The sequence below is a fragment of the Stenotrophomonas sp. 2694 genome, assembly GCF_040548715.1.
Classification (GTDB): domain Bacteria; phylum Pseudomonadota; class Gammaproteobacteria; order Xanthomonadales; family Xanthomonadaceae; genus Stenotrophomonas; species Stenotrophomonas indicatrix.
The window spans coordinates 1-20,318 of record NZ_JBEPSG010000005.1 but is presented as its reverse complement, the minus strand read 5'-3'; the positions used below and the strand labels follow the sequence as shown (position 1 = coordinate 20,318).

General features: G+C 67.1%; 15 protein-coding genes and 1 rRNA gene. 7 read left to right on the top strand and 9 right to left on the bottom strand.

Going from position 1 to position 20,318, the window contains the following annotated elements; genetic code table 11:
• Window positions 1-176 precede the first annotated feature (176 nt).
• The 4 genes from ABIA73_RS08070 to glyQ all read right to left on the bottom strand — a co-directional run bounded on the left by ABIA73_RS08070 (window position 177) and on the right by glyQ (window position 9,165).
• Window positions 177-4,043: a translocation/assembly module TamB domain-containing protein gene (locus ABIA73_RS08070; protein ID WP_354275619.1), complete on the bottom strand. Its 3,867-nt coding sequence runs from the start codon at window positions 4,041-4,043 to the stop codon at window positions 177-179.
• The gene (locus tag ABIA73_RS08065) at window positions 4,040-5,836 is read right to left on the bottom strand and encodes an autotransporter assembly complex protein TamA (RefSeq protein ID WP_025878770.1); all 1,797 of its coding nucleotides are present in this window, start codon (window positions 5,834-5,836) and stop codon (window positions 4,040-4,042) included. The genes ABIA73_RS08070 and ABIA73_RS08065 overlap by 4 nt, the downstream gene beginning before the upstream one ends.
• Before the next feature lie 253 nt (window positions 5,837-6,089).
• Window positions 6,090-8,165, bottom strand: a complete 2,076-nt coding sequence (gene glyS, locus ABIA73_RS08060) for a glycine--tRNA ligase subunit beta (protein WP_059065650.1) — start codon at window positions 8,163-8,165, stop codon at window positions 6,090-6,092.
• A gap of 88 nt (window positions 8,166-8,253) precedes the next feature.
• Window positions 8,254-9,165, bottom strand: a complete 912-nt coding sequence (gene glyQ, locus ABIA73_RS08055) for a glycine--tRNA ligase subunit alpha (RefSeq protein ID WP_025878768.1) — start codon at window positions 9,163-9,165, stop codon at window positions 8,254-8,256.
• Window positions 9,166-9,248: 83 nt separating this feature from the next.
• Here glyQ and ABIA73_RS08050 point away from each other — a divergent pair, with 83 nt between their 5' ends.
• From ABIA73_RS08050 to ABIA73_RS08040, 3 genes are read left to right on the top strand one after another with little or no spacing between them, the layout of a single operon-like run.
• Window positions 9,249-11,084, top strand: coding sequence for a GspE/PulE family protein (locus ABIA73_RS08050; RefSeq protein WP_032976767.1), 1,836 nt, complete (start codon window positions 9,249-9,251; stop codon window positions 11,082-11,084).
• On the top strand, window positions 11,056-11,802 hold the full coding sequence (locus tag ABIA73_RS08045; RefSeq protein WP_025878766.1) for a glutamine amidotransferase: 747 nt from the start codon (window positions 11,056-11,058) through the stop codon (window positions 11,800-11,802). The genes ABIA73_RS08050 and ABIA73_RS08045 overlap by 29 nt, the downstream gene beginning before the upstream one ends.
• 51 nt (window positions 11,803-11,853) lie before the next feature.
• Window positions 11,854-12,765: a BPSS1780 family membrane protein gene (locus tag ABIA73_RS08040; protein ID WP_105164885.1), complete on the top strand. Its 912-nt coding sequence runs from the start codon at window positions 11,854-11,856 to the stop codon at window positions 12,763-12,765.
• Between the two features lie 90 nt (window positions 12,766-12,855).
• On the opposite strand, the gene tatC is transcribed toward ABIA73_RS08040, so the two are convergent.
• From tatC to ABIA73_RS08020, 4 genes are all read right to left on the bottom strand, one after another.
• Window positions 12,856-13,605 carry a twin-arginine translocase subunit TatC gene (gene tatC, locus ABIA73_RS08035; protein ID WP_025878764.1) on the bottom strand — a complete coding sequence of 250 codons (750 nt, stop codon included), beginning with the start codon at window positions 13,603-13,605 and terminating at the stop codon, window positions 12,856-12,858.
• Window positions 13,602-14,075, bottom strand: a complete 474-nt coding sequence (gene tatB / locus ABIA73_RS08030) for a Sec-independent protein translocase protein TatB (protein WP_218788206.1) — start codon at window positions 14,073-14,075, stop codon at window positions 13,602-13,604. The genes tatC and tatB overlap by 4 nt, the downstream gene beginning before the upstream one ends.
• Window positions 14,076-14,090: 15 nt before the next feature.
• Window positions 14,091-14,318 (bottom strand): Sec-independent protein translocase subunit TatA, encoded by a 228-nt coding sequence (gene tatA / locus ABIA73_RS08025; protein ID WP_025878762.1) that lies wholly within the window; start codon window positions 14,316-14,318, stop codon window positions 14,091-14,093.
• A 74-nt stretch (window positions 14,319-14,392) separates the two neighbouring features.
• A complete protein-coding gene (locus ABIA73_RS08020; RefSeq protein WP_025878761.1) occupies window positions 14,393-15,283 on the bottom strand; it encodes a lipid-binding SYLF domain-containing protein in 891 nt (296 codons plus the stop codon).
• 166 nt (window positions 15,284-15,449) lie between these two features.
• Between ABIA73_RS08020 and hemH the strand changes: the two genes are divergently transcribed.
• The 4 genes from hemH (at window position 15,450) to ABIA73_RS08000 (ending at window position 19,654) form a co-directional block, all read left to right on the top strand.
• A complete protein-coding gene (gene hemH, locus ABIA73_RS08015; protein WP_354275698.1) occupies window positions 15,450-16,412 on the top strand; it encodes a ferrochelatase in 963 nt (320 codons plus the stop codon).
• The gene (locus ABIA73_RS08010; RefSeq protein ID WP_354275618.1) at window positions 16,409-17,266 is read left to right on the top strand and encodes an alpha/beta fold hydrolase; all 858 of its coding nucleotides are present in this window, start codon (window positions 16,409-16,411) and stop codon (window positions 17,264-17,266) included. The genes hemH and ABIA73_RS08010 overlap by 4 nt, the downstream gene beginning before the upstream one ends.
• A 127-nt stretch (window positions 17,267-17,393) precedes the next feature.
• Entirely contained in the window at window positions 17,394-17,543 is a 150-nt protein-coding gene (locus ABIA73_RS08005) for a hypothetical protein (protein ID WP_154231535.1), read from the top strand.
• A gap of 14 nt (window positions 17,544-17,557) precedes the next feature.
• Window positions 17,558-19,654, top strand: coding sequence for a methyl-accepting chemotaxis protein (locus ABIA73_RS08000; RefSeq protein WP_134833290.1), 2,097 nt, complete (start codon window positions 17,558-17,560; stop codon window positions 19,652-19,654).
• Between the two features lie 389 nt (window positions 19,655-20,043).
• On the opposite strand, the gene rrf is transcribed toward ABIA73_RS08000, so the two are convergent.
• Window positions 20,044-20,158, bottom strand: a 5S ribosomal RNA gene (rrf, locus tag ABIA73_RS07995).
• Between the last annotated feature and the right edge of the window lie 160 nt (window positions 20,159-20,318).

Sequence of the window (20,318 nt, the reverse complement as noted above, 5' to 3'; positions counted from 1 at the left end):
GAGGCAGGACGCACCAAGACCGGGGCTGGTGGACGCAGTCGCTATGATCGCGCAGGCACTGGTGCAGGCCTGCTGGATGAAAAGCCTGCATGTCCAGTGCGGCCGTCCGCGCTGGCCCAACCGTGGATTACGGCAGCACCGGGCCCGGCGCCACCGCAGCCACGCATGGCGTGGCTCTACTTCTCCCGCCGCCAGTTCAACGAGCCACGGTTTTCCACCGTGCTCGATTCCACTTCCACGTCGAAGCCGCGGCGCAGCAGGTACTTCAGGGTGATCACCGAACCGGCGCCCACCAGCGATACGCCGTAGCCCACGTACAACTTGGGCGAAATGTACTTGCCCACACCGATCACCGAGCCGCCCAGCGCGCGCGACTGGCTGACGCCGGCATCGTCCAGGCCCAGCTTGGCACCCAGCTGCGAAGCCAGCAGTCCGCTGCCCGCCGACAGCGCGGCCGATGCGGCGTTCACCTGCTGGGTCTGGTCGCTGCTGGCACCGGTCAGGCTGCGCCCCAGCACCAGGTAACCCAGTGCTTCGGACTGCGACATCGCCGGATCGGACCAGACATCGGCGCGTGGTTGCTGCGCGCGCCCGGTCACGTCGATGCCGGCGGTGACATCACCGATCCGGCGTTCGGCGCGGATGTTGATGCGCGGGTCGGACACCGCGTTGTAGTTCCAGTTGAGGTTGCCGCGCGTGATGGTCAGGTCCTGGCCATAGGCCTTGTAGCGGCCACTGACTTCCAGGCCGCCGTTGGCGGTCATCTCGCGGCCGGGCTTGGCCCAGACCTGCATCTTGCCGGTCAGCGCGCCCTTCAGGCCGAAGCCGCTCATCTTGACCTTGTCGCCCAGGCTGACGGCCAGCTCCATGTCCAGCGGCGAGGTGCGCGACTCTTCCGGATCGGCCGGGTCCAGCACCACCACGTCCTCGGACACCGAGGTGCCACGGTCCAGGCGCTCCAGATCGATGTCGGCCTCGGGCACGTGCACCGTTCCGCGCAGCTCCATCGCGGCCTTGGCCAGGGTGAAGTCCAGGTTGGGATTGGCGATGATGCGCAGCTCGCTGGTGTTGGACAGCAGCACATTCTCGCCGTGGATCTTCAGCTGCAGCGGCTGTGCATCGCCAAACCAGGACAGGCCGCCGTCGACATACAGCGTGCCCTTGCCCGAATTGGCCTGCGCGGTGATCTTGGCCGACCCATCGGGCTGGGCGACGAAGCTGCCCTTGCCCTGGTCGAAGGTCAGGCCCAGCGCCGGGAACTCGCCCTTGAAGTTGCTCAGCTGTGCATCACCGCCCAGCGACGGTTGGCCGCGCGTGCCACGCAGGCTCACGTGGCCTTCGATCAGGCCGGTCGGGCGCACCACATCCGGCGAGAACAGTTCCAGCCAGTACAGGCGCGACATGTTGAGGTAGAGCTCGCCGTTGAGCGGCGCACTCGGCTCCCAACCGGTCTGCATCTTCGCATCGACGAAGCCGTTGCCCTGGAAGCCCATGCCCAGGTAGCCCTTGATGCTGGCCGGGGTCATGTCCAGCTTCAGCGAGAACTGGTCATAACGCACCAGCTCGCCACGGTTGGCATCGCCGACGCCGGTGTTACGGTTCTCGCCCAGGCGTACGCCACCTTCGGCCGAACGCACTTCCACATGACCTTCCCATGCGTTGCCACGCGGACGGATCTGCGCGTCCAGGTTGAGTTCGCCACGCAGGTAGATGCGCCGGCCGGACTGTGGCGGCAACCACGGCTGCACCAGCGCCAACGGCAACGCATCGCCGCGCACCACCAGGCCTTCGCGCGGCCAGTTGGCATGTGCGCACAGGGCGCCACCGGTCGCAGCGCCCAGGCAGGTTTCGCCCAGCGTGTAGTTGCTGCCGTTGATGGCGAATGCCGCGGGCGCACGCAGTGCCCACGCATCGCCCTTCACCGGTGCGATGCGCAGCGTGGCCAGTTCGCCACGCCATTGTTCACCTTGCTGGCGAACGCTGCCCTGCAGCTCGATCGCGCCCAGTTCGTTGCGTGTCTGTGCGGCCAGGCGCAGGTTGGAGACACTGCCCTGCGCATCGATGTTCAAGCGTTCCAGCAGCATGCCGGCATTGACCTGCTGGCCCTGTATCGCCAGCGTGCCACTGTCGCCACGCCACGGCAGGCGTCCCTTGATGCTCAGGCTTTCAGCGCCGTAACCGTCCCAGTTGAGATTGTTGCCGACCAGATCTGCAGTGATGTCTGGTGCATCGCGCGGGCCTTTCACCTGCACCTGGCCACGCAGGCCACCATCGGCGCCGGGCAGCAGATCGCTCAGCTGCAGCGGCTCGAAGCGCGCGTCGATGTCCAGGCGGTCGCCGACCTTGCCCGAGGCGGTCACCCGGCTGCTGCCGACGGCCAGTTTCAATTCACCCTGGCCCTGTTCACCCTGCAGGGCGAACTTGCCTTGGGCATCCACATTGCGCTGGCGCAGGATGCCCTTCAGCGACGGCAGGTCCACCGTGGCCTCCAGCGTGCCCGCAGTGCCCGGCGGCGCATTGGCCGGCGGCGGCAGCTGGCGTCCCTTGGACGCGAGATTGCCGGACAGACGACCATCCCAGCCCGGCGCGAAGTAGCCCGGGTCGAAATCCTTCAGCGTGGCCTTGGCATCCCAGTCCAGCTGCGGTGCCCAGGCCACCTTGCCTTCCACCTGCAGCTGGCCACCCGGGGTCTGCGCCTGCAGTTCGCGGATCTCCGCAGCCTGATCGTTGCCACGCACATCGAAGCGCAGCTGCGCCTTCTGCTTTTCGCGCTCGACATCGGCACGGCCGATCGCCGCCCACGCCTTCAAGGTACCGGCCAGTCCAAAGCGCGCTTCCTTCAGCGTCACCGGCACCGGCGAACTGCCGGCGGTGTTCGGGTCCGGTGCCGGCACCCAGGTCAGGTCCTGCGCGATCACCGAGAAGTTCAGCTTCTGCTGGTCTTCCTGGCTGAAATCGGCGGTACCTTCCAGGCGTGCTTCGCCGCCCAGGCCCTTGACCACCAGCGGCGAGACCTTCAGCACCTGGTCCTGCAGCGAAACCACCGAGGGCGCCAGCTCCAGTTCCTGCTCACCCTGCTTCACCCGGCCATGCAGGTTGGCGTTGCCGCCCTTGCCGGAGGCGGTGAAGTCCAATGCCAGCGGCGCGATGGCCGAGCTGGCCAATGCCGGCGACAACAGCGCCAGGTCCAGCTCGTCGCTGCGTACAGTCGCGTTCCAGGTCGGATCGGTGCGGCCATCGAACACCAGCATCGCGTGCAGCGGCTTCGGTGCGCGACCGGCCAGCGCCACTTCCATATGCGCCAGGTCACCGCGCGCGACCAGGCCGACCGTGGCCGCGGTACGCCCGCGCGGTGCCGGCAGCACCGCAGTGACGGTGACGTCGGTGTCGTAGTCCTTGGCCGGGATGTAGCGGCCCTGGGCAGTGAAATTGCCCATGTCGCTGTCCACCACCAGCTTGCGCGCCTGGAACTCGCCATTGGCGATCTCGATGCCACCGCGCACGCGGCTGATGTCGATCACCGGCTCGTTGGCCTGGCTGATGCGGAAACTGTCGATGGCGATCACATCGGCCTGGATCGCCAGCGGCATTTCGATCTGCGGCAGCGAATCGGGCCACGACGGCAGCTTGAACGGCTCATCGCTCTTGGCCAGATTGAGCGTAGCGTTGGTCAGCTCCAGCTTGTCCAGCAGCAGCTTGCGGCCCAGCAGCGGGCGCAGGTCCGGCTCCAGGTGCGCGCGCTCGGCGTGGAAATGGATGTCGTCGTAGCGGAAGTCGACGTTGTACAGGGTCAGCGGTCCGGCCACCGGGCCATCGACCTTGTCCCAGGTAAAGCTGGCACCCACCGGCAGGCGCGCCACCACCTGCGCCAGCAGCACATCGCGGCCGGCCACCGTCTGCAGCAGCCAGTACACGGCCAACAGGGCGACCAGCACCAGGCCGACCACGCCCGCGCCGGACCATGCCCAGAAGCGGCGACGACGGTAGAAGCGCACGCGCCGCGGCGGCGTGTTCGGCGACGGAGTCGGTGCGGGCGTGCTCACAGGTCCGCTCCGATGTTGAGGTACAGCTGGAACTGCGAATCAGGGTTGTTCAGACCGTGAGCGATATCGACCCGCACCGGGCCCACCGGCGATTTCCAGCGCACGCCGAAGCCGACGCCGGTGTGCAGGTCGATGTCGGTATCAAAGGCGCTGCCGGTGTCGACGAACACCGCTGCACCCCACGGACCGCCATTGAAGTAATGCTCGTACTCGGCCGAGCCGACCACCAGGTGCTTGGCACCAAGCGCGTACTTGTCCGGCTTCGGCGTGCGCGGGCCGACCTCACGGTAGGCATAGCCGCGGATGCTGCGGTCGCCACCGGCGAAGTAGCGCAGGCTGGGCGGCATCGCCACCAGGTCGCTGGTCCAGGTGGTGCCGCCTTCGCCGCGCAGGATCAGGCGATTGGTCGGCCCCACCGGGATGTACCAGCGCAGCACGGCATTGGCCTGCACGAAGCTGGTGTCCGAACCGACGCCTTCGACGCCGGCACGCACCGTCGCGGTGCCACTGATGCCGCTGCGCGGGAACAGCTCGTCATCCACCTTCACGTAGTCGGCCACGATCTGCGGGTAGACCAGCGTGGACGTGTTGTAGACCGCATCGGTGAATTCAGTGCCCGAGGCATAGCGCCAGCGCTCGCGCAGCGCGTTGATCGAGGCGATGGCGGTCCAGTTCTCGTTGATCTCGCCGCTGCGGCTGGCGATCAGCTTGAAGTTGCGCAGATCGATGTAGTCGGTCTGCTCGTCGTAGGCACTGGCGGCGAAGGTGTACCAGCCATCCAGCCAGTTGAATGCGGGAATGCGGTAGCTGGTGATCAGGCTCTTGCGCTTCTGCGCATAGTCCAGCTGGGTGTTCATCTTGTGGCCGCGGCTGTTCAGGTAGCGCCGCTCAAGGCCGCCACGCACACCGGCGCCACTTTCGCTGCCGTAGCTCAGACCATAGGAATAGATGCTGCGCTTGGCCCGCGTCAGCTTCACATCGACCGGCACCTCGCCGTTTTCATCGGCCTGGTCCGGGCGCGGCTGGATGTCGATCACACTGAAGTAATCGAGCTTGGTCAGCGACTCGCGCAGGCGGTCCAGCTTGCCTTCGTGGAAGTAGCTGCCCTGGTCCCAGTACACCAGCGGGTCAAACAGCTTGTCGTCGAAATAGTTCTGCTCGAAGGTCACCGGGCCCATGTTGTAGCGGCGGCCGCTGTCCCAGGTCAGGTCGATGTCGGCAGCGTTGTCCGCGCGGGTGATCTGCACCTGGCGCTGGGTGTAGTCGGCGTCGAAGTAGCCGCGCTCGGCCAGGCGCCGGGTCACGGTGATCTTGCTGGCTTCGTACTGGGTGTGTTCGAAGCGCTGGCCCTTGCGCGGCTTGAACGCGGCCAGGTCGTCCTGCAGGTACTGGTCGTACATCGCCGGACCGGTGATATCGATATGCTCGCGGCGCACCAGCACCGGCTGGCCCTTGTCGACATGGATCAGCACGGTGACGTGCTCATCCTGGCGTGGCGCCTCGACCTTGATCACCGGGTTGTAGTACCCGAACGGTTCCAGCGCCTGGCGGGTCTGCCGCTCGGCCTGTGACAGCAGGTATTCCAGGCGCGACTCGCCCTGCTCCTTGCCGATCGTGTCGAACAACGACAGCGATTCCTGGATGTTCTCGATGATCGCGGCGTCGTCGCCCTTGTCCAATCCCTTGATGTCCACCTTGTCGATGGTGCCGCGCGCATGGGCCACGGAGGTGGCGCAAAGCGAGAGGACCATCAGCGGCAGGGCGTATTTCGTTGGCTGCATGCGGCACAGCATACCGACCGGAGGTGACGATGCGAAATGCATCACGCCAATCCGGATCGGTTGTTAAGTGGCGGTCAAAATACGCGCCTTTGTGGCGATCATCGCGGCCGCATGCGGAAATACCGGCATCGCGTCGCTGCCGGCCAGCGGCCGGCTACCCAGTAGATCCACGCCATGCGTGGATACGGTCTGATTCATGGCGAGCGCGCAGCGCGGCCTGCAGAAAAACCGCCGGGCGTGGCCCGGCGCTACCCATCGTGGGCGATCAGCTGGACAGGTGCTCGATCGCCGCGACCTTGCCCAGGCGCTCGCCCAGCATCGTCAGCAGCGCCAGGCGGTTGCCGCGCAGTGCCGGATCCTCGGCATTGACCATCACCCCGTCGAAGAACGCATCGACCTGCGGACGCAGGCGGGCCAGGCGCGCCAACACGGCCACATAGTCCTTCTGGTGCAGGCTGGCGCCGGTATCGTCGATGGCGGCAGTCACGGCTTCGGCCAGCGCGCGCTCGGCATCTTCCTGCAGCAGGGCCGCATCGATCTGGCCCGGAATATCGCCTTCGGCCTTGCGCAGGATGTTGCGGATGCGCTTGTTGGCCGCGGCCAGCGCCTCGGCTTCCGGCAGCGCCGCGAAGATCCCGATCGCGTCCAGACGGCGGTCGAAGTCGTACAGCGAGGCCGGCTTCAGCTCGGCCACCGCGTTGAAGTGGCTGGCCGGCACGCCCTTGTCGCTGTAATAGCCCTTCAGGCGGTCGAGGATGAAGTCGTACAGCTCGGCCACGTCGGCCTGCACGTTGCGCGCGGCCAGCCCGGCGTTGGCGCTGGCCAGCAGCGCGCGCAGGTCCAGCTCGAAGCCGCTTTCGATGATCGTGCGGGCCAGGCCCAGCGCGTTGCGGCGCAGGGCGAACGGGTCCTTGTTGCCGGTCGGCTTCAGGCCCGCAGCGAAACCGCCGGCCAGGGTATCCACGCGCTCGGCGATCGCCAGCACCTTGCCCAGCGGCGACAGCGCGATGTCATCACCACCGAAGCGCGGCTGGTAGGCCTCGTCGATGGCCAGCGCCACCTCCGGCGATTCGCCACCGGCCACCGCGTAGTGGCGGCCGGCGATGCCCTGCAGTTCCGGGAACTCATTGACCATGCGCGACTGCAGGTCGTTCTTGGCCAGCTGCGCGGCTCGCTTGGCCAGCAGCGGATCGGCGCCGACCTGCGGCGCAATCACCTCGGCCAGCGCCACCACGCGCGCGACCTTGTCGGCCACGCTGCCCAGCTTGGCCTGGTAGGTCACCGTCTTCAGGCCCTCGCCCATCGCCTGCAGGCCCTGCTTCAGGTCTTCGTCGAAGAAGAACTTGGCATCGGCGAAGCGCGGGCGGATCACCCGCTCGTAGCCCTTGGCCACTTCGGCCACGTCCTTGGACTCGATGTTGGCGATGCCGATGAACTTCTCGGTCAGCTTGCCGCCGTCATCCAGCACCGGGAAGAACTTCTGGTTGATCTCCATCGTCTCGATCAGCGCTTCCTGCGGCACCGCCAGGAACGCGCGCTCGAAGCTGCACAGCACCGCCGACGGCCACTCGACCAGGTTCACCACCTGCTCCAGGTTGTCCTCGGTGATGCGTGCGCTGCCACCGGCGGTGGCTGCAGCGGCTTCCACCTCGGCGACGATGCGCTGGCGGCGCTCTGCCGGGTCAACCAGCACGAAGGCGGCGCGCAGCGATTCCACATAGTCCTGCGGCTGGGTCAGCCACACGGTCTTGTCGTGCAGGAAGCGGTGGCCGCGGCTCATGCGGTCGGCCTTCAGGCCGAACAGTTCGGCCTCGACCACGTCACCGCCGTGCAGCAGCACCAGCCAGTGCACCGGGCGCGCGAAGCCCCAGCTGTGGTCGCCCCAGCGCATCGGCTTGGGAATGGGCATGCCGGCGATGGCCTCGCGCAGGATCTCCGGCAGCAGCGCAGCAGTGCGCGCGCCCGGGGTCACCGCACGGTGCACGAAGCGCTCACCCTTGTTGTCGGTGGTCTTTTCCAGCGCGGTCCAGTCGATCCCGGCCTTGGCCGCGAACCCCTGCAGCGCCTTGGTCGGCTGGCCTTCGGCGTCCAGCGCGATGTTCAGGTACGGGCCCAGCACTTCGCTGTGCTGTTCCGGCTGCTCCAGGCCAACGCCCGGCAGCAGCACGGCCAGGCGGCGCGGGGTCGACAGCGGGCGTGCATCGCCCAGCTCCAGTTCCACGCCGCGCTTGCGCAGGCCGTCGACAACACCGTCGAAGAAGGCCTGGGCCAGGCCCGGCAGTGCCTTGACCGGCAGCTCTTCGGTGCCCAGTTCAATCAGCAGGGGAGACAAGTGGCTCATCGGTTCGATCCTGTGGTGGGGGCGCAGCGCGCGACGCGGCCGGCGCCCCTGGGGTAGTAGGTGAAACGCGTGATGGGAGAACGGGCCGTCAGGCCTTCTTCGCGCCCGGGAAGCCCAGCTTCTCGCGCTGCTCGTAGTAGGCCTTGGCCACCGCCTGGGCCAGCGCGCGCACGCGCAGGATGTAGCGCTGGCGTTCGGTCACGCTGATCGCGCGGCGCGCATCGAGCAGGTTGAAGGTGTGGCTGGCCTTCATCACCTGTTCGTAGGCCGGCAGCGGCAGGTTCACTTCCACCAGCTTCTGCGCTTCGCGCTCGCAGGCATCGAAGCGGTGGAACATTTCTTCCACGTCGGCATATTCGAAGTTGTAGGTGCTCTGCTCCACCTCGTTCTGGTGGTAGACGTCGCCGTAGGTCACCGGCTGCCCATCCGGGCCGTAGGTCCAGACCAGGTCGTAGACGTTGTCGCAGTTCTGCAGGTACATGCACAGGCGCTCGAGACCGTAGGTGATCTCGCCCAGCACCGGCCGGCACTCCAGGCCACCGGCCTGCTGGAAGTAGGTGAACTGGGTCACCTCCATGCCGTTGAGCCAGACTTCCCAGCCCAGGCCCCAGGCGCCCAAGGTCGGCGATTCCCAGTTGTCCTCGACAAAACGCAGGTCGTGCACCAGCGGATCGATGCCCACCGCCTTCAGCGAATCCAGGTAGAGCTGCTGGATGTTGTCCGGTGCCGGCTTCATCGCCACCTGGTACTGGTAGTAGCGCTGCAGGCGGTTCGGGTTCTCGCCGTAGCGGCCATCGGTCGGGCGCCGCGACGGCTGCACGTAGGCCGCGTTCCAGGTTTCCGGACCGATCGCACGCAGGAAGGTGGCCGGGTGGAACGTACCGGCGCCCACCTCCAGGTCGAGCGGCTGGATGAGCACGCAGCCCTGCTGGGCCCAGAACTGGTTCAGGGTCTGGATCAGGCCCTGGAAGGTGATCGGAACGGTCGGGGTCGCGGACATGCGGACGAGTCTTGGCCGGCAAAGGGGTGCGCTAGTATAACGGCCGACCTGCGGGGCATTCCGTACCCGGAAGGAGCAGGTGGATGGAACATCGGCTGCCCACGGGCACGCCCGGCGAGCCTGGCGCGGCACCATTGCCGCCCGGTCGCCTGCAGTTCGAACAGGTTGCGGCGGCCCTGCTGGCCGACGGCGTGGTGGCTGCGCACGAGCGCGAGCGCATCCGTTTTTCCGCACAGGGCGCCCGCAATGCCAGTGAAGTGCATCCACTGGTGCTGCTGTCAAACCTCAAGCTGGCCGCCAGCGACGGCGGCGACCTCAATCTGGAACGCCTCACCGAGTGGCTGGCCCAGCGCACCGGCAGCCGCTACCTGCGCATCGATCCGACCCGGGTCGACGTCGCCTCGGTCACCGCCGTGGCCTCGCACGCCTACGCGCGCCGCCATCGCTTCCTGCCGCTGGCGGTGGATGGCGAACGCGTACTGGTGGCCACCAGCGAGCCGCTGGCACAGGAATGGCTGCGCGACCTGCAGCACCTGACCCGCCTGCGCATCGAGCTGGCGGTGGTCAATCCGCTGGACCTGCACCGCTACACCATGGAGTTCTTCGGCGTCACCCGCTCGGTGCGCGGTGCCCGTGGCGACGTACGAGGTGAGGCCAACACCACCCTGCCCAGCTTCGAGCAGCTGGTGGAACTGGGCCGCACCGGCGACGTCAATGCCGACGACCAGCACATCGTGCACATCGTCGACTGGCTGCTGCAGTACGCCTACGAGCAGCGCGCCTCGGACATCCACCTGGAGCCCCGCCGCGAAATGGGCCGCATGCGCTTCCGCATCGACGGCGTGCTGCACAAGGTGTTCGAAGTGCCACCGGCGGTGATGACCGCCGTGGTCAGCCGTATCAAGGTGCTCGGACGCATGGACCTGGCCGAGCGCCGGCGCCCGCAGGATGGTCGCATCAAGACCCGCTCGCCCGGCGGCCGTGAAGTGGAAATGCGCCTGTCGACCATGCCGACCGCCTTCGGCGAGAAATGCGTGATGCGCATCTTCGACCCGGAAGCGGCCTTCAAGAGCATCGACCAGCTCGGCTTCAGCCCGCAGGAAGCGGCCGGCTGGACCGCCCTGGTCGAGCGCCCGCACGGCATCGTGCTGGTCACCGGCCCGACCGGTTCGGGCAAGACCACCACCCTGTATTCCACCCTGAAGCGGCTGGCCACGCCGGACGTCAACGTATGCACGGTGGAAGACCCGATCGAGATGATCGCGCCGGAATTCAACCAGATGCAGGTGCAGACCAACATCGACCTGGATTTCGCCAGCGGTGTGCGCACCCTGCTGCGGCAGGACCCGGACATCATCATGATCGGCGAAATCCGCGACCTGGAAACCGCGCAGATGGCGGTGCAGGCCTCGCTGACCGGCCACCTGGTGCTGTCCACCCTGCACACCAACGACGCGCCCTCGGCCATCACCCGCCTGCTCGACCTGGGCGTACCGCATTACCTGCTGTCATCCACCGTCAACGGCATCCTCGCCCAGCGCCTGGTGCGCACCCTGTGCCCGCACTGCAAGCAGCCGCACACCCTCGGCCGGGCCGATTGGGCAGTGCTGGCTGATAGCGAAGCTGCATATCCAGATGCCGCCACGCCCTGTCGGCCGGTCGGTTGCCTGGAGTGCCGGCGCACCGGTTTCCTCGGCCGCATCGGGCTGTATGAGTTGCTGCCATTGGGCTCGCGCCTGCGCGGGCTGATCCGTGCGGACATGGATCTGGCCGGTTTCAACCGTGCCGCGCGTGCTGAAGGAGTGCGAACCCTGCGCCAGGCCGGGCTTGAAAAGGTGGCACAGGGGCTGACTACAATCGAGGAAGTCCTGTCCGTACTACCTCCCCCGGATGAATCCAGCGCCCTTCCTGATCCTTGAAACCGGCCGCCCCGTGCCGTCGTTGCGCCGCTACGGGCGCTTTCCGCACTGGATCCGGGTCGCCGCCGGCCTGGAAGAACACGAGACCGTCGTGGTCGACGTCGAGCACGGCGCCGACCTGCCCGATCCACGCCAGTTCGCCGGCGTGCTGGTAACCGGCTCGGCCGCCTTCGTCACCGACCACGCCGAATGGAGCGAACGCAGTGCCGCCTGGCTGCGGCAGACCGCGCACGACGACGTGCCGGTGTTCGGCATCTGCTACGGCCACCAGCTGCTGGCCCACGCGCTGGGCGGCGAAGTGGCCTACAACCCCGCCGGGCGCGAATCGGGAACGATTGAGTTGGCACTGGACCCGCAAGCCGCGCAGGACCCGTTGTTCCAGGGCCTGCCGAGCCACTTCGCGGCCCACGCCACCCATCTGCAGACCGTGCTGCGCGTACCCGAAGGTGCCGCCGTGCTGGCGCGCTCGCCGCTGGATGGCTGCCATGCCTTCCGCTGGGGCCGCCAGGCCTGGGGCGTGCAGTTCCATCCGGAATTCGCCACTCACCACATGCGTGGCTACGTGCGCGCACGCGCCGACTGCATCGGCCGTCATGGCGGTTGCGCGCGCAGCATCGAGCGCGCGGTCAGCGCCGCGCCGCTGGCGCGCCAGCTGTTGCGGCGCTTTGTCCGCCAGGCCCGGCTGTCTTCAGCCCAGCCGGTGGCAAAACAGGGATAATCGGCGGCACGGGCACACCGCCCGGCCCCTCCTGTCCCTCCCCGGATGTCCATGAAAGAGATTCGCAAGCTGCCAGCCTCGGCGGGCGCCCAGTGGTTGCTGGATACGTTCTCGCTGTATCGGCGTGCGCCGCTGCAGCTGGCCCGGATCGGCCTGACCTGGCTGCTGGTGAACTGGGTGGTCACCCTGCTGGGAACGATGCTGCCCGGTACCGCCGGCCTGGCCCTGCAGATGATGACGCTGGTGATTTCACCGGTGATGTTCGGCGGCATGCTGTACGCCATGGGTGAGATCGACCAGGGTCGTCCCGGCCTGGCCACCCATCTGCTGCAGCCGATCCGCGACCGTCGTGTCAGCCACCTGCTGGTGCCGCTGGCGATCCAGGTGCTGGCCGTGCTGCTGCTGGGCGCGCTTCTGTACCTGATGATCGGCCGCGAGGGCTTCACCGCCTTCAGCGACACCATGACCAAGATGCAGGAACTCGGCCGCAGCGGGCAGCAGATCAGTCCTGAAACCGCCGCCGAACTGGTCGCCAACCTGCCCGCGCAGCGCATCGCGCTGTGGATGCTGCTGGTGTTCTGCACCGCCGTGGCGCTGACCCTGGCGATGTTCACCCAGCCGGCACTGGTGGTGTTCGACCGCCAGAGCGGCATGCACGCGCTGCGCCTGAGCCTGCAGGGCTGCATCGAGAACATCGGCGCCACCGCCGTGTTCACCGTGCTCGGCCTGATCGCCGCGTTCTGCGTCTATGTGCTGTTCGTGATCGTGGTCCAGCTCGGCATGCTGCTGGGCGGCCCGCTGGCGGCGGCCTTCATCGCGCAGCTGGTGTTCACCACGGTGCTGATGCCGCTGTATGTCGGCGCCGTCTATGCGGCCTGGAAGCAGATGTTCGTGCATCGCGGCAGCCGCGGCGCACCGTCGGTGCCGCAGTCGCCGCCGGCCAACGACGTCTTCCACGCTTGAGCGGGGCTCAACGGTAACGCCGGGCCATGCCCGGCGGATGGATGTCACCTCGCCCCACGAACGCCGGGCATGGCCCGGCGCTACCGGGGATCAGGCCGCAGGCTTCTTGACCACCGAAGACGGCACCAGCCAGCGCGCGGCGTGGATGCCCAGTTCGTACAGCAGGCACATCGGGATCGCCAGCATCAGCTGCGACACCACGTCCGGCGGAGTCAGGATCGCAGCGAGCACGAAGATGCCGACGATCGCGTAACCGCGTCCTTCCTTGAACTGCTGCGGCGTGATCCAGCCCAGCAGCACCAGGATCACCATCGCCACCGGCAGCTCGAAGCTGCCGCCGAAGGCGAAGAAGATCGCCAGCACGAAGTCCAGGTAGGCATTCGCATCCGGCGTGATCGCGATCACTTCCGGGCTGAAGGTGGTGAGGAAGTGGAAGACCGCCGGCAGCACCAGGAAATAGGCAAAGGCGCAGCCGGTGTAGAACAGCAGCACCGAGGAGACCAGCAATGGCATCGCCAGGCGCTTCTCGCGTGCATACAGGCCCGGCGCGACGAAGGCCCACAGCTGGTACAGCAGCCATGGCACGGCCACGAACAAGGCCACGAAGAACGTCAGCTTCAACGGCGCGAAGAAGGCGCCGGCCGGGTTGGTGGCGATCATCGTCTGCCCATTGGGCAACTGCGAGATCAGCGGCTCGGCCAGTGCGTTGTAGAGCTTCTGGGTAAACGGCAGCAGGCCCAGCAGCACAACGCCCAGCCCCAGCAGCGCACGCACCAGGCGCGAGCGCAGTTCAACCAGGTGTTCCACCAGCGAACTTTCGCCGAAGTCGTGTTCGCTCATGACGGGCGCTCCGTGCGCGCGGGCGTTTCGGTCGCGGTATCAGCAACGGCATCGGCCGCAGCTTCAGCGGTGGCAGGCGTAATGGCTGCACCTTCAGTCGACGCCACCCCTGGCTCGGGCGCATCCGCCAGATGTGGCGGCTGTTCGGCCGGGGCCGGTGCACGCACCTGCTGCGCCAGCGTGTCGCTGTGCTGTTGCATCTGCTCGGCTTCGCGGCGCATGGCTTCGCCGCTGGCACGCAGCTGGTTCTCGGTGTCCTGCATGCCCTGGCGCACGTCCTGCATCTGCCGCTTGATGTCTTCGGCCTGCAGTTCGCGTTCCAGTTCCTGCTTGACCGAATCCCATTGATTGCGCGCGCGGCGTACCCACAGCCCGGCGAAGCGGGCCGCCTTGGGCAGGCGCTCAGGTCCGAGCACCACCAAGGCGACAACCGCGATCACCAGCAGTTCGCTGAAGCCGATATCAAACACCGCAACCGCCCCGGATCAACGCGGCTTGCGGTCGTGCTCGTCCTGCGCGGTGCGCGAGGCGTCCTGGCTGCGCGACTCGTCGCCCAACTGCGCGTTCGGCTTGTCGTCGTCGTGCATGCCCTTCTTGAATTCCTTGACCGCCGAGCCGAGGTCCTTGGCACCACTGGTCAGGCGCTTGGTGCCGAACACCAGCAGGACGATGGCGAGCACGACCAACCAATGCCAGATGCTGAAACTGCCCATAAGTCGCTCGTTACGTTAGTGATCAGATTGCCGAGCATAGCGCACCGGCTGTTAGCCGGCGCGCGTGACGAAAGTCAGTTGTTGCCCAGTGTTTCAGTGCGGATTTCACCGTCGTTGACCGGCTGGAAACCCTGCTGGGCCGGCGGCGGGGTCTGCGGCACGGCCTGCAGCGGCGCCGTGGTCGCTTCAGCAGGTGCCGCCGGCGCTGCCTGAACAGGCTGCGGGGCAGGCGCTGCAGCGGCCGCCGGACGCGGTGCGTCATTGCCACCATTGCGGTTGTTGCGCGCCGCATAGGTGGCCTCTTCCAGGCGATCACGGAAAGCGACCACATCCATTGAAGGCGAGCCAGCCGCGCGGCCCTCGAAGATCATCCGCGGGGTGGTGTTGCTGCCGTAGGCGTCAAGGTTGGCAGCATCGTCGATCTGCAGGATCGCACCATCCAGGGCCACGCCAGCGAACAGGCCGCGGGCGCGCGACCACGACCAGATCTCGGCCTTCAGCTGGCCATCGGTGGCGGCGGCGGCATTGCGGCCCACCGGACCGGCGGCCACACCGGCATCGGCGCCGAGGGTGAACTTGCCGTTGACGAGGTTGTCCAGGCTGCGGTCGTTGCGGAACACCAGCACAACGTCGGAGGACTGCACACCGGCCTGGAAGCCGATGCTGCCGCCGGTGAGCTTGATGAATACCGGGTTGGACCACGCACCATTGGGCATGCGCACCGACATCAGGCCGTGGCCACGACGGCCGCCGATCACCAGACCGGCCTTGATCGTGTCGGGAATGACGATGACCGCGCGGCCTTCGTCGAGCAATTTGTCCGGAATGCCCTGTTCAGGGATTCCCTGGATTTCAGCCAGTACACGCACCGCGTTGCGGGCGCGCTGGTCTTCCTGCGGTCCGGCCATGGCCTGGCTGGACAGCAGGCTGGCGGCGATCAGCAGGGCTTGGATCGGGCGACGCATGGCAGGCTCCAGAAGTCAGTCCATAGGAAGATATAGCAAGTGACTGAAATTAGTAGTGTTGTGATGAATCCCCAATGAGCGTTGCCTGCTCATATTGGCCTTATCGATGACATCCATCCGAACCCTGCATGCCGACGTGACGATGGAATCGGCGACAATACCGCCCATGCTCGACGCACCCGATACCGCCGTACTGGCGGTCAACCTAGGCACGCCCGAGACGCCGACGGCTCCCGCCGTTCGCCGTTATCTGGCCGAATTCCTGTCCGACCGGCGCGTGGTCTCGCTGCCGGCACTGCTGTGGCAGCCCTTGCTGCGCGGTCTGATACTGCCGCTGCGCAGCAGCCGTTCAGCCGCCAAGTACGCCCAGGTGTGGCTGCCGGAAGGCTCGCCGCTGATGGTCCACACCCGCCAGTTGGCGCAGGCCATGCAGGCATTGCTGCCGACGCTGCGCGTACGCCACGCGATGCGCTACGGCGAACCCGCGCTCACCACCGAACTGGATCGGCTGGCCACCCAGGGCGTGCGCCGCATCGTGGTATTGCCGCTGTATCCGCAGTATTCGACCACCACCACGGCCTCGGTCGAGGATCGTGTGGATGCCTGGCAGCGCAGGAACCCACAGGTCACCGTGAGCCTGGTGCAGGACTATTCGATCGATCCGGACTGGGTCGCCGCCGTTGCCGGCTCGATCCAGCGCTACTGGCAGCAGCAGGGTCGCGGCCAGAAGCTGATGTTCTCCTTCCATGGCATTCCGCAGCGCCTTGCCGATGCCGGCGATCCCTATCCGCAGCGCTGCGAGGCCAGTGCGCGCGCGATCGCCGCAGCACTGGGCCTGGGCGCGGACGACTGGCAGATGGGTTACCAGTCGCGCTTCGGCCGCGAACGCTGGCTGCAGCCCTACGCCGAGCCCAGCCTGTGGGAGCTGGCCGAAGCGGGGGTGAAGCAGATCGACGTCGTCTGCCCCGGGTTTGCCACCGACTGCCTGGAAACACTGGAAGAAGTCGCCATGGGCTTCACCGAAACACTGGCCGAGCGCGGCGCACAGATGCGCTACATCCCCTGCCTCAACGCCGCACCGGAACACGCCCGCGCTCTGGCTCGGCTGGCCGTGGCCTCGCTGGCATGAGCCTGCAGCCGTTTGAGCTGCAGGTCGCGGGCGTCCGCGTCGCCGGCCTGCGCCGGCCGGGTGAGGGTCCGCGGGTGCTGGCCCTGCACGGCTGGCTCGACAATGCGGCCAGCTTCGTTCCGCTGGCGCCGCATCTGCCGCACCTGGACCTGGTGGCGATCGATCTGCCCGGGCACGGTCACAGCGCGCATCTGCCGATCGGGGCGGTGTACACCACGCCAGCAGCGATCACCCATGTCCTCGATGTCGCCGATGCACTGGGCTGGGACCGGTTCACCCTGATCGGCCATTCGATGGGTGCCGGCATCGCCAGCCTCACCGCAGCGGTCAGTGATCGCATCGAACGGCTGATCGCCATCGAGGCACTCGGCGGCCTGCGCGGGCCGGAGGAAGAAACTGCCAGCCGCCTGCGCGAGCACGTCGACGCCACCCGAGCACTGGCACGCAAGCAGCTGCGCGTGTTCCCGGACCTGGCTGCACCGATCCGGGCGCGGATGATGACCAACCAGCTCAGCGAAGGCTGCGCACGCCTGCTGGTCGAACGCGGTGTCGAGCCGGTCGAAGGTGGCTATCGCTGGTGCAGCGATCCGCGCCTGATGCTGCCCACCGCGATCCGCCTCAGCGAAGGCCAGATCGACAACCTGCTGCAGGCCATCACCTGTCCTACCCAGGTGATCTATGCCACGCCTGCACAGTCGTATTATCCCGAGCCGATGCGCAGCGAGCGCCTGCAGCATCTGCGTGATGGCCGCCTGGCGGTATTCCCCGGCAACCATCACCTGCACATGGAACACCCGGCGCGTATTGCCGCCGTCATCGATGCGTTCCTGAGCGAAAACGCCAACGCACGCTGACCATCGTCGGCCGCGCGCACTTCACTCTGCGCCAGCGCGGCCGATAGAACGGTAGTGGGCCCCTGCGTCCACAGCACGCAGGCCCTTTGTGCCTGCGGCTCGTTCCTGGTTCTGCAAGGAAGACCGCATGTCCCGTCTGCTGCACCGTCATCCACAGGATGTGGTCACGGTGTCCGTCCTCCGCGTCGCTGCCTGCGCCGCATTCCCCGAATTCCCCGACCGTGCCGTCGTTGCGCTCATCCGCGCAGCGCGTTGCATGGCCGCTGCCGTCCGTTGATCCAGGAGTTGCCGATGTCCATTGCGTCCTCCCGCCCGCCCGACCAGGGCCGTGTCCCTTATCTGCAACAGCTGGCACAGCGGGGCGATCGTCGCCTGCTGCTGGGCAGCGTGGTATTCGCAGCGATCGGCCTTGTACTGGCCGTGCGCGGCACGTCGCTGCCCGCTGCGAGCGCCGTTGCCGCCGCGGTGCTGCCAGCGGCCTGGCTGGGCTGGCGCCAGGCCGGCCATGCGCTCGCGCGCAACGGGCTGGCCGTAGTGCTTTCACTGCAGTTGAGCCTGCTCTGCCATATCAGCGGATTGAATGCCGCATTGCCCATCGCGCTGCTGCTGGGCGTGCTGCTCATCCAGCGTGACCGTATGCCGTTGTGGCTGGCCGGCGCCGTGGGTGTCAGTGCGTTGCTGGCGCCGTTGCTTGATGGGGCGGCCGTCCTGCCGCCGCTGTTGAATGCCATGGCCCTGGCGGTGCTGACGCTGGTGCTGGGCCAGACCGCCGCGCGCCTGCGCCAACAGAGCGAAGCGCTGGGTCACGGACCGCACCGCCTGGCGGCATTGGCGCGCGACATCGCCACGGGCGCCGACCTCGGCGCACACAGCGATGCACGCAACTACGCACCCGGTTCACTGGCCCACGCGCTGGCCGATACCGCACGCCATGTGCAGGCGCAGCGCGGCCGCGAGGCCGAAGCACATGCCGAGAACGCGCAGATCCGCCAGGCACTGGATGCCTCGCGCACGGCGATGATGATCGCCGACAACGATCACGTCATCCGCTACGTCAACCGCTCGGTGGTGGCGCTGCTGCGCAACCAGCAGGCCACGCTGCGCCAGGCCTTCCCCGATTTCGACGCCGAGCGGCTGGTCGGCAGCAGCATCCATCGCTTCCATGCCAACCCTGACCGCATCCGCGGCATCCTCAATGGGCTCCAGGCGACACACAACGGCAAGGTGCGGATCGGGCCGGTGCACTTCGCCCAGGTCGTCACCCCGGTGTTCGACGCACAGGGCGCGCGCCTGGGTTTTGCGGTGGAATGGCATGACCGTACCCATGAACTGACGCTGGAGAATGCCGTCGCCGGGATTGTCGATGCCGCCGCGCAGGGTGATCTGGAACAGCGCCTGCAGGCCAGCGAAGGCGCCAGCTTCCTCGACGGCCTGACCGGGGGCATCAACCAGCTGCTGGACACACTGGGCAGCACGGTCGACGAAGTGCGGCAGATGCTTTCAGCGATGGCCAACGGCGATCTCGACCGTCGCATGCAGGGCGAGTACCACGGCGCGTTCGCCGCCATCCAGCGCGATGCCAACGCCACCGCCGGCCAGCTGGCGCGCATGGTCGGCCACATCCAGCACTGCGCCACCACCATCAGCACGGCCGCCAGCGAAATCGCTGCCGGCAACGGCGCGCTGTCCGAGCGCAGCGAGCGACAGGCCGCTCATCTACAGGAAACGGCCGCCTCAATGGAGGAGCTGACCGCCACCGTGCGCCAGAACGCAGCGCATGCGCGCCAGGCCAGCGAGCTGGCCGCCTCCACCCAGGGCGCAGCAAGTGATGGCAACCACGCCATGCAGCGGGTGGTCGACACCATGCAGGCCATCGAAGGCGCGTCGAAGCGGATCGGCGACATTACCGGCGTGATCGACGGCATTGCCTTCCAGACCAACATCCTCGCGCTCAACGCAGCGGTTGAAGCGGCACGCGCCGGCGAACAGGGGCGCGGGTTCGCGGTCGTCGCCAGCGAGGTCCGTGTGCTCGCGCAGCGATCGGCGGCGGCGGCCCAGGAGATCAAGGTCCTCATCGACGAGGCAGGTCGTCAGGTCGGCGAGGGCGCCCAGTTGGTGGCCGATGCCGGACAGCGCATGCAGGGTATCGTCGGCGGCGTTGAGAACGTAAGCCACCTGATGCGCGAGATCTCGGCGGCGTCACAGGAGCAGTCCTCCGGTATCGAGCAGATCAACCAGACGGTGGTGCAGATGGACCAGGCCACGCAGCAGAACGCGGCGCTGGTGGAAGAAGCCACTGCGGCGGCACGTGAACTGCAGTCGCAGGCCGGTGCACTGAACCAGGCGGTATCGGTGTTCCGCCGGCGCGAGGCCGCGTTGATCGACTGATCCGGGCCTGCGCCTACTGCATGGAAGGCGGCGCCCGCAGGGCGTCGCCTTTTTGTTGGGCGTGGTTCGCGGCGGGGTTGTTTGACTCAACGGGTACGAAGGCGGTCCGTTTGAGGCTTCATGCGACACGATGATAAGTAAGAAGGCCAGAGCACCTACCGCTGCGGCGGAGTATGTCCGCCAGCTGCTGTGCTCCACAGAATGCGGCACCGCCTGGGCGCCGCATCTACGCGTGGGTATTGAGTTCCGGTAGTGCCGGCCGCTGGCCGGCAACCTCATGAACATCACGCGGCTGCACGTGGTTGCCGGCCAGCGGCCGGCACTACCCTTGGTTTCTCGCGCACAAAGAAAAACCCCGCTGCGTGAGCAGCGGGGTTTTTGGGTATAAACCCTGGCGATGACCTACTCTCGCATGGCTTAGGCCACACTACCATCGGCGCAGCTACGTTTCACTTCCGAGTTCGGGATGGGATCGGGTGGTTCCATAGCGCTAATTTCACCAGGGAGGCGGTTGGAGTGTCGCCTGGGCGTCGTGTCCTTGCAGGGTGCGGGCATGATGCTGCCAGCGTTGCAAAGAGACGCGCCTGAGCGCCTGCCTCTCGTTTGGTCTTGTGACGTAGCGTGCACTTGGATCTATCGACATGTCATGTCGGCCAAGGCAACT

Coding starts and splice junctions, on each gene's coding strand:
- ABIA73_RS08065 (WP_025878770.1), bottom strand. CDS start 5,836: ATGCTGTGCCGCATGCAGCCAACGAAATACGCCCTGCCGCTGATGGTC.
- glyS (WP_059065650.1), bottom strand. CDS start 8,165: ATGAGCCACTTGTCTCCCCTGCTGATTGAACTGGGCACCGAAGAGCTG.
- glyQ (WP_025878768.1), bottom strand. CDS start 9,165: ATGTCCGCGACCCCGACCGTTCCGATCACCTTCCAGGGCCTGATCCAG.
- ABIA73_RS08050 (WP_032976767.1), top strand. CDS start 9,249: ATGGAACATCGGCTGCCCACGGGCACGCCCGGCGAGCCTGGCGCGGCA.
- ABIA73_RS08045 (WP_025878766.1), top strand. CDS start 11,056: ATGAATCCAGCGCCCTTCCTGATCCTTGAAACCGGCCGCCCCGTGCCG.
- ABIA73_RS08040 (WP_105164885.1), top strand. CDS start 11,854: ATGAAAGAGATTCGCAAGCTGCCAGCCTCGGCGGGCGCCCAGTGGTTG.
- tatC (WP_025878764.1), bottom strand. CDS start 13,605: ATGAGCGAACACGACTTCGGCGAAAGTTCGCTGGTGGAACACCTGGTT.
- tatA (WP_025878762.1), bottom strand. CDS start 14,318: ATGGGCAGTTTCAGCATCTGGCATTGGTTGGTCGTGCTCGCCATCGTC.
- ABIA73_RS08020 (WP_025878761.1), bottom strand. CDS start 15,283: ATGCGTCGCCCGATCCAAGCCCTGCTGATCGCCGCCAGCCTGCTGTCC.
- hemH (WP_354275698.1), top strand. CDS start 15,450: ATGCTCGACGCACCCGATACCGCCGTACTGGCGGTCAACCTAGGCACG.
- ABIA73_RS08010 (WP_354275618.1), top strand. CDS start 16,409: ATGAGCCTGCAGCCGTTTGAGCTGCAGGTCGCGGGCGTCCGCGTCGCC.
- ABIA73_RS08005 (WP_154231535.1), top strand. CDS start 17,394: ATGTCCCGTCTGCTGCACCGTCATCCACAGGATGTGGTCACGGTGTCC.
- ABIA73_RS08000 (WP_134833290.1), top strand. CDS start 17,558: ATGTCCATTGCGTCCTCCCGCCCGCCCGACCAGGGCCGTGTCCCTTAT.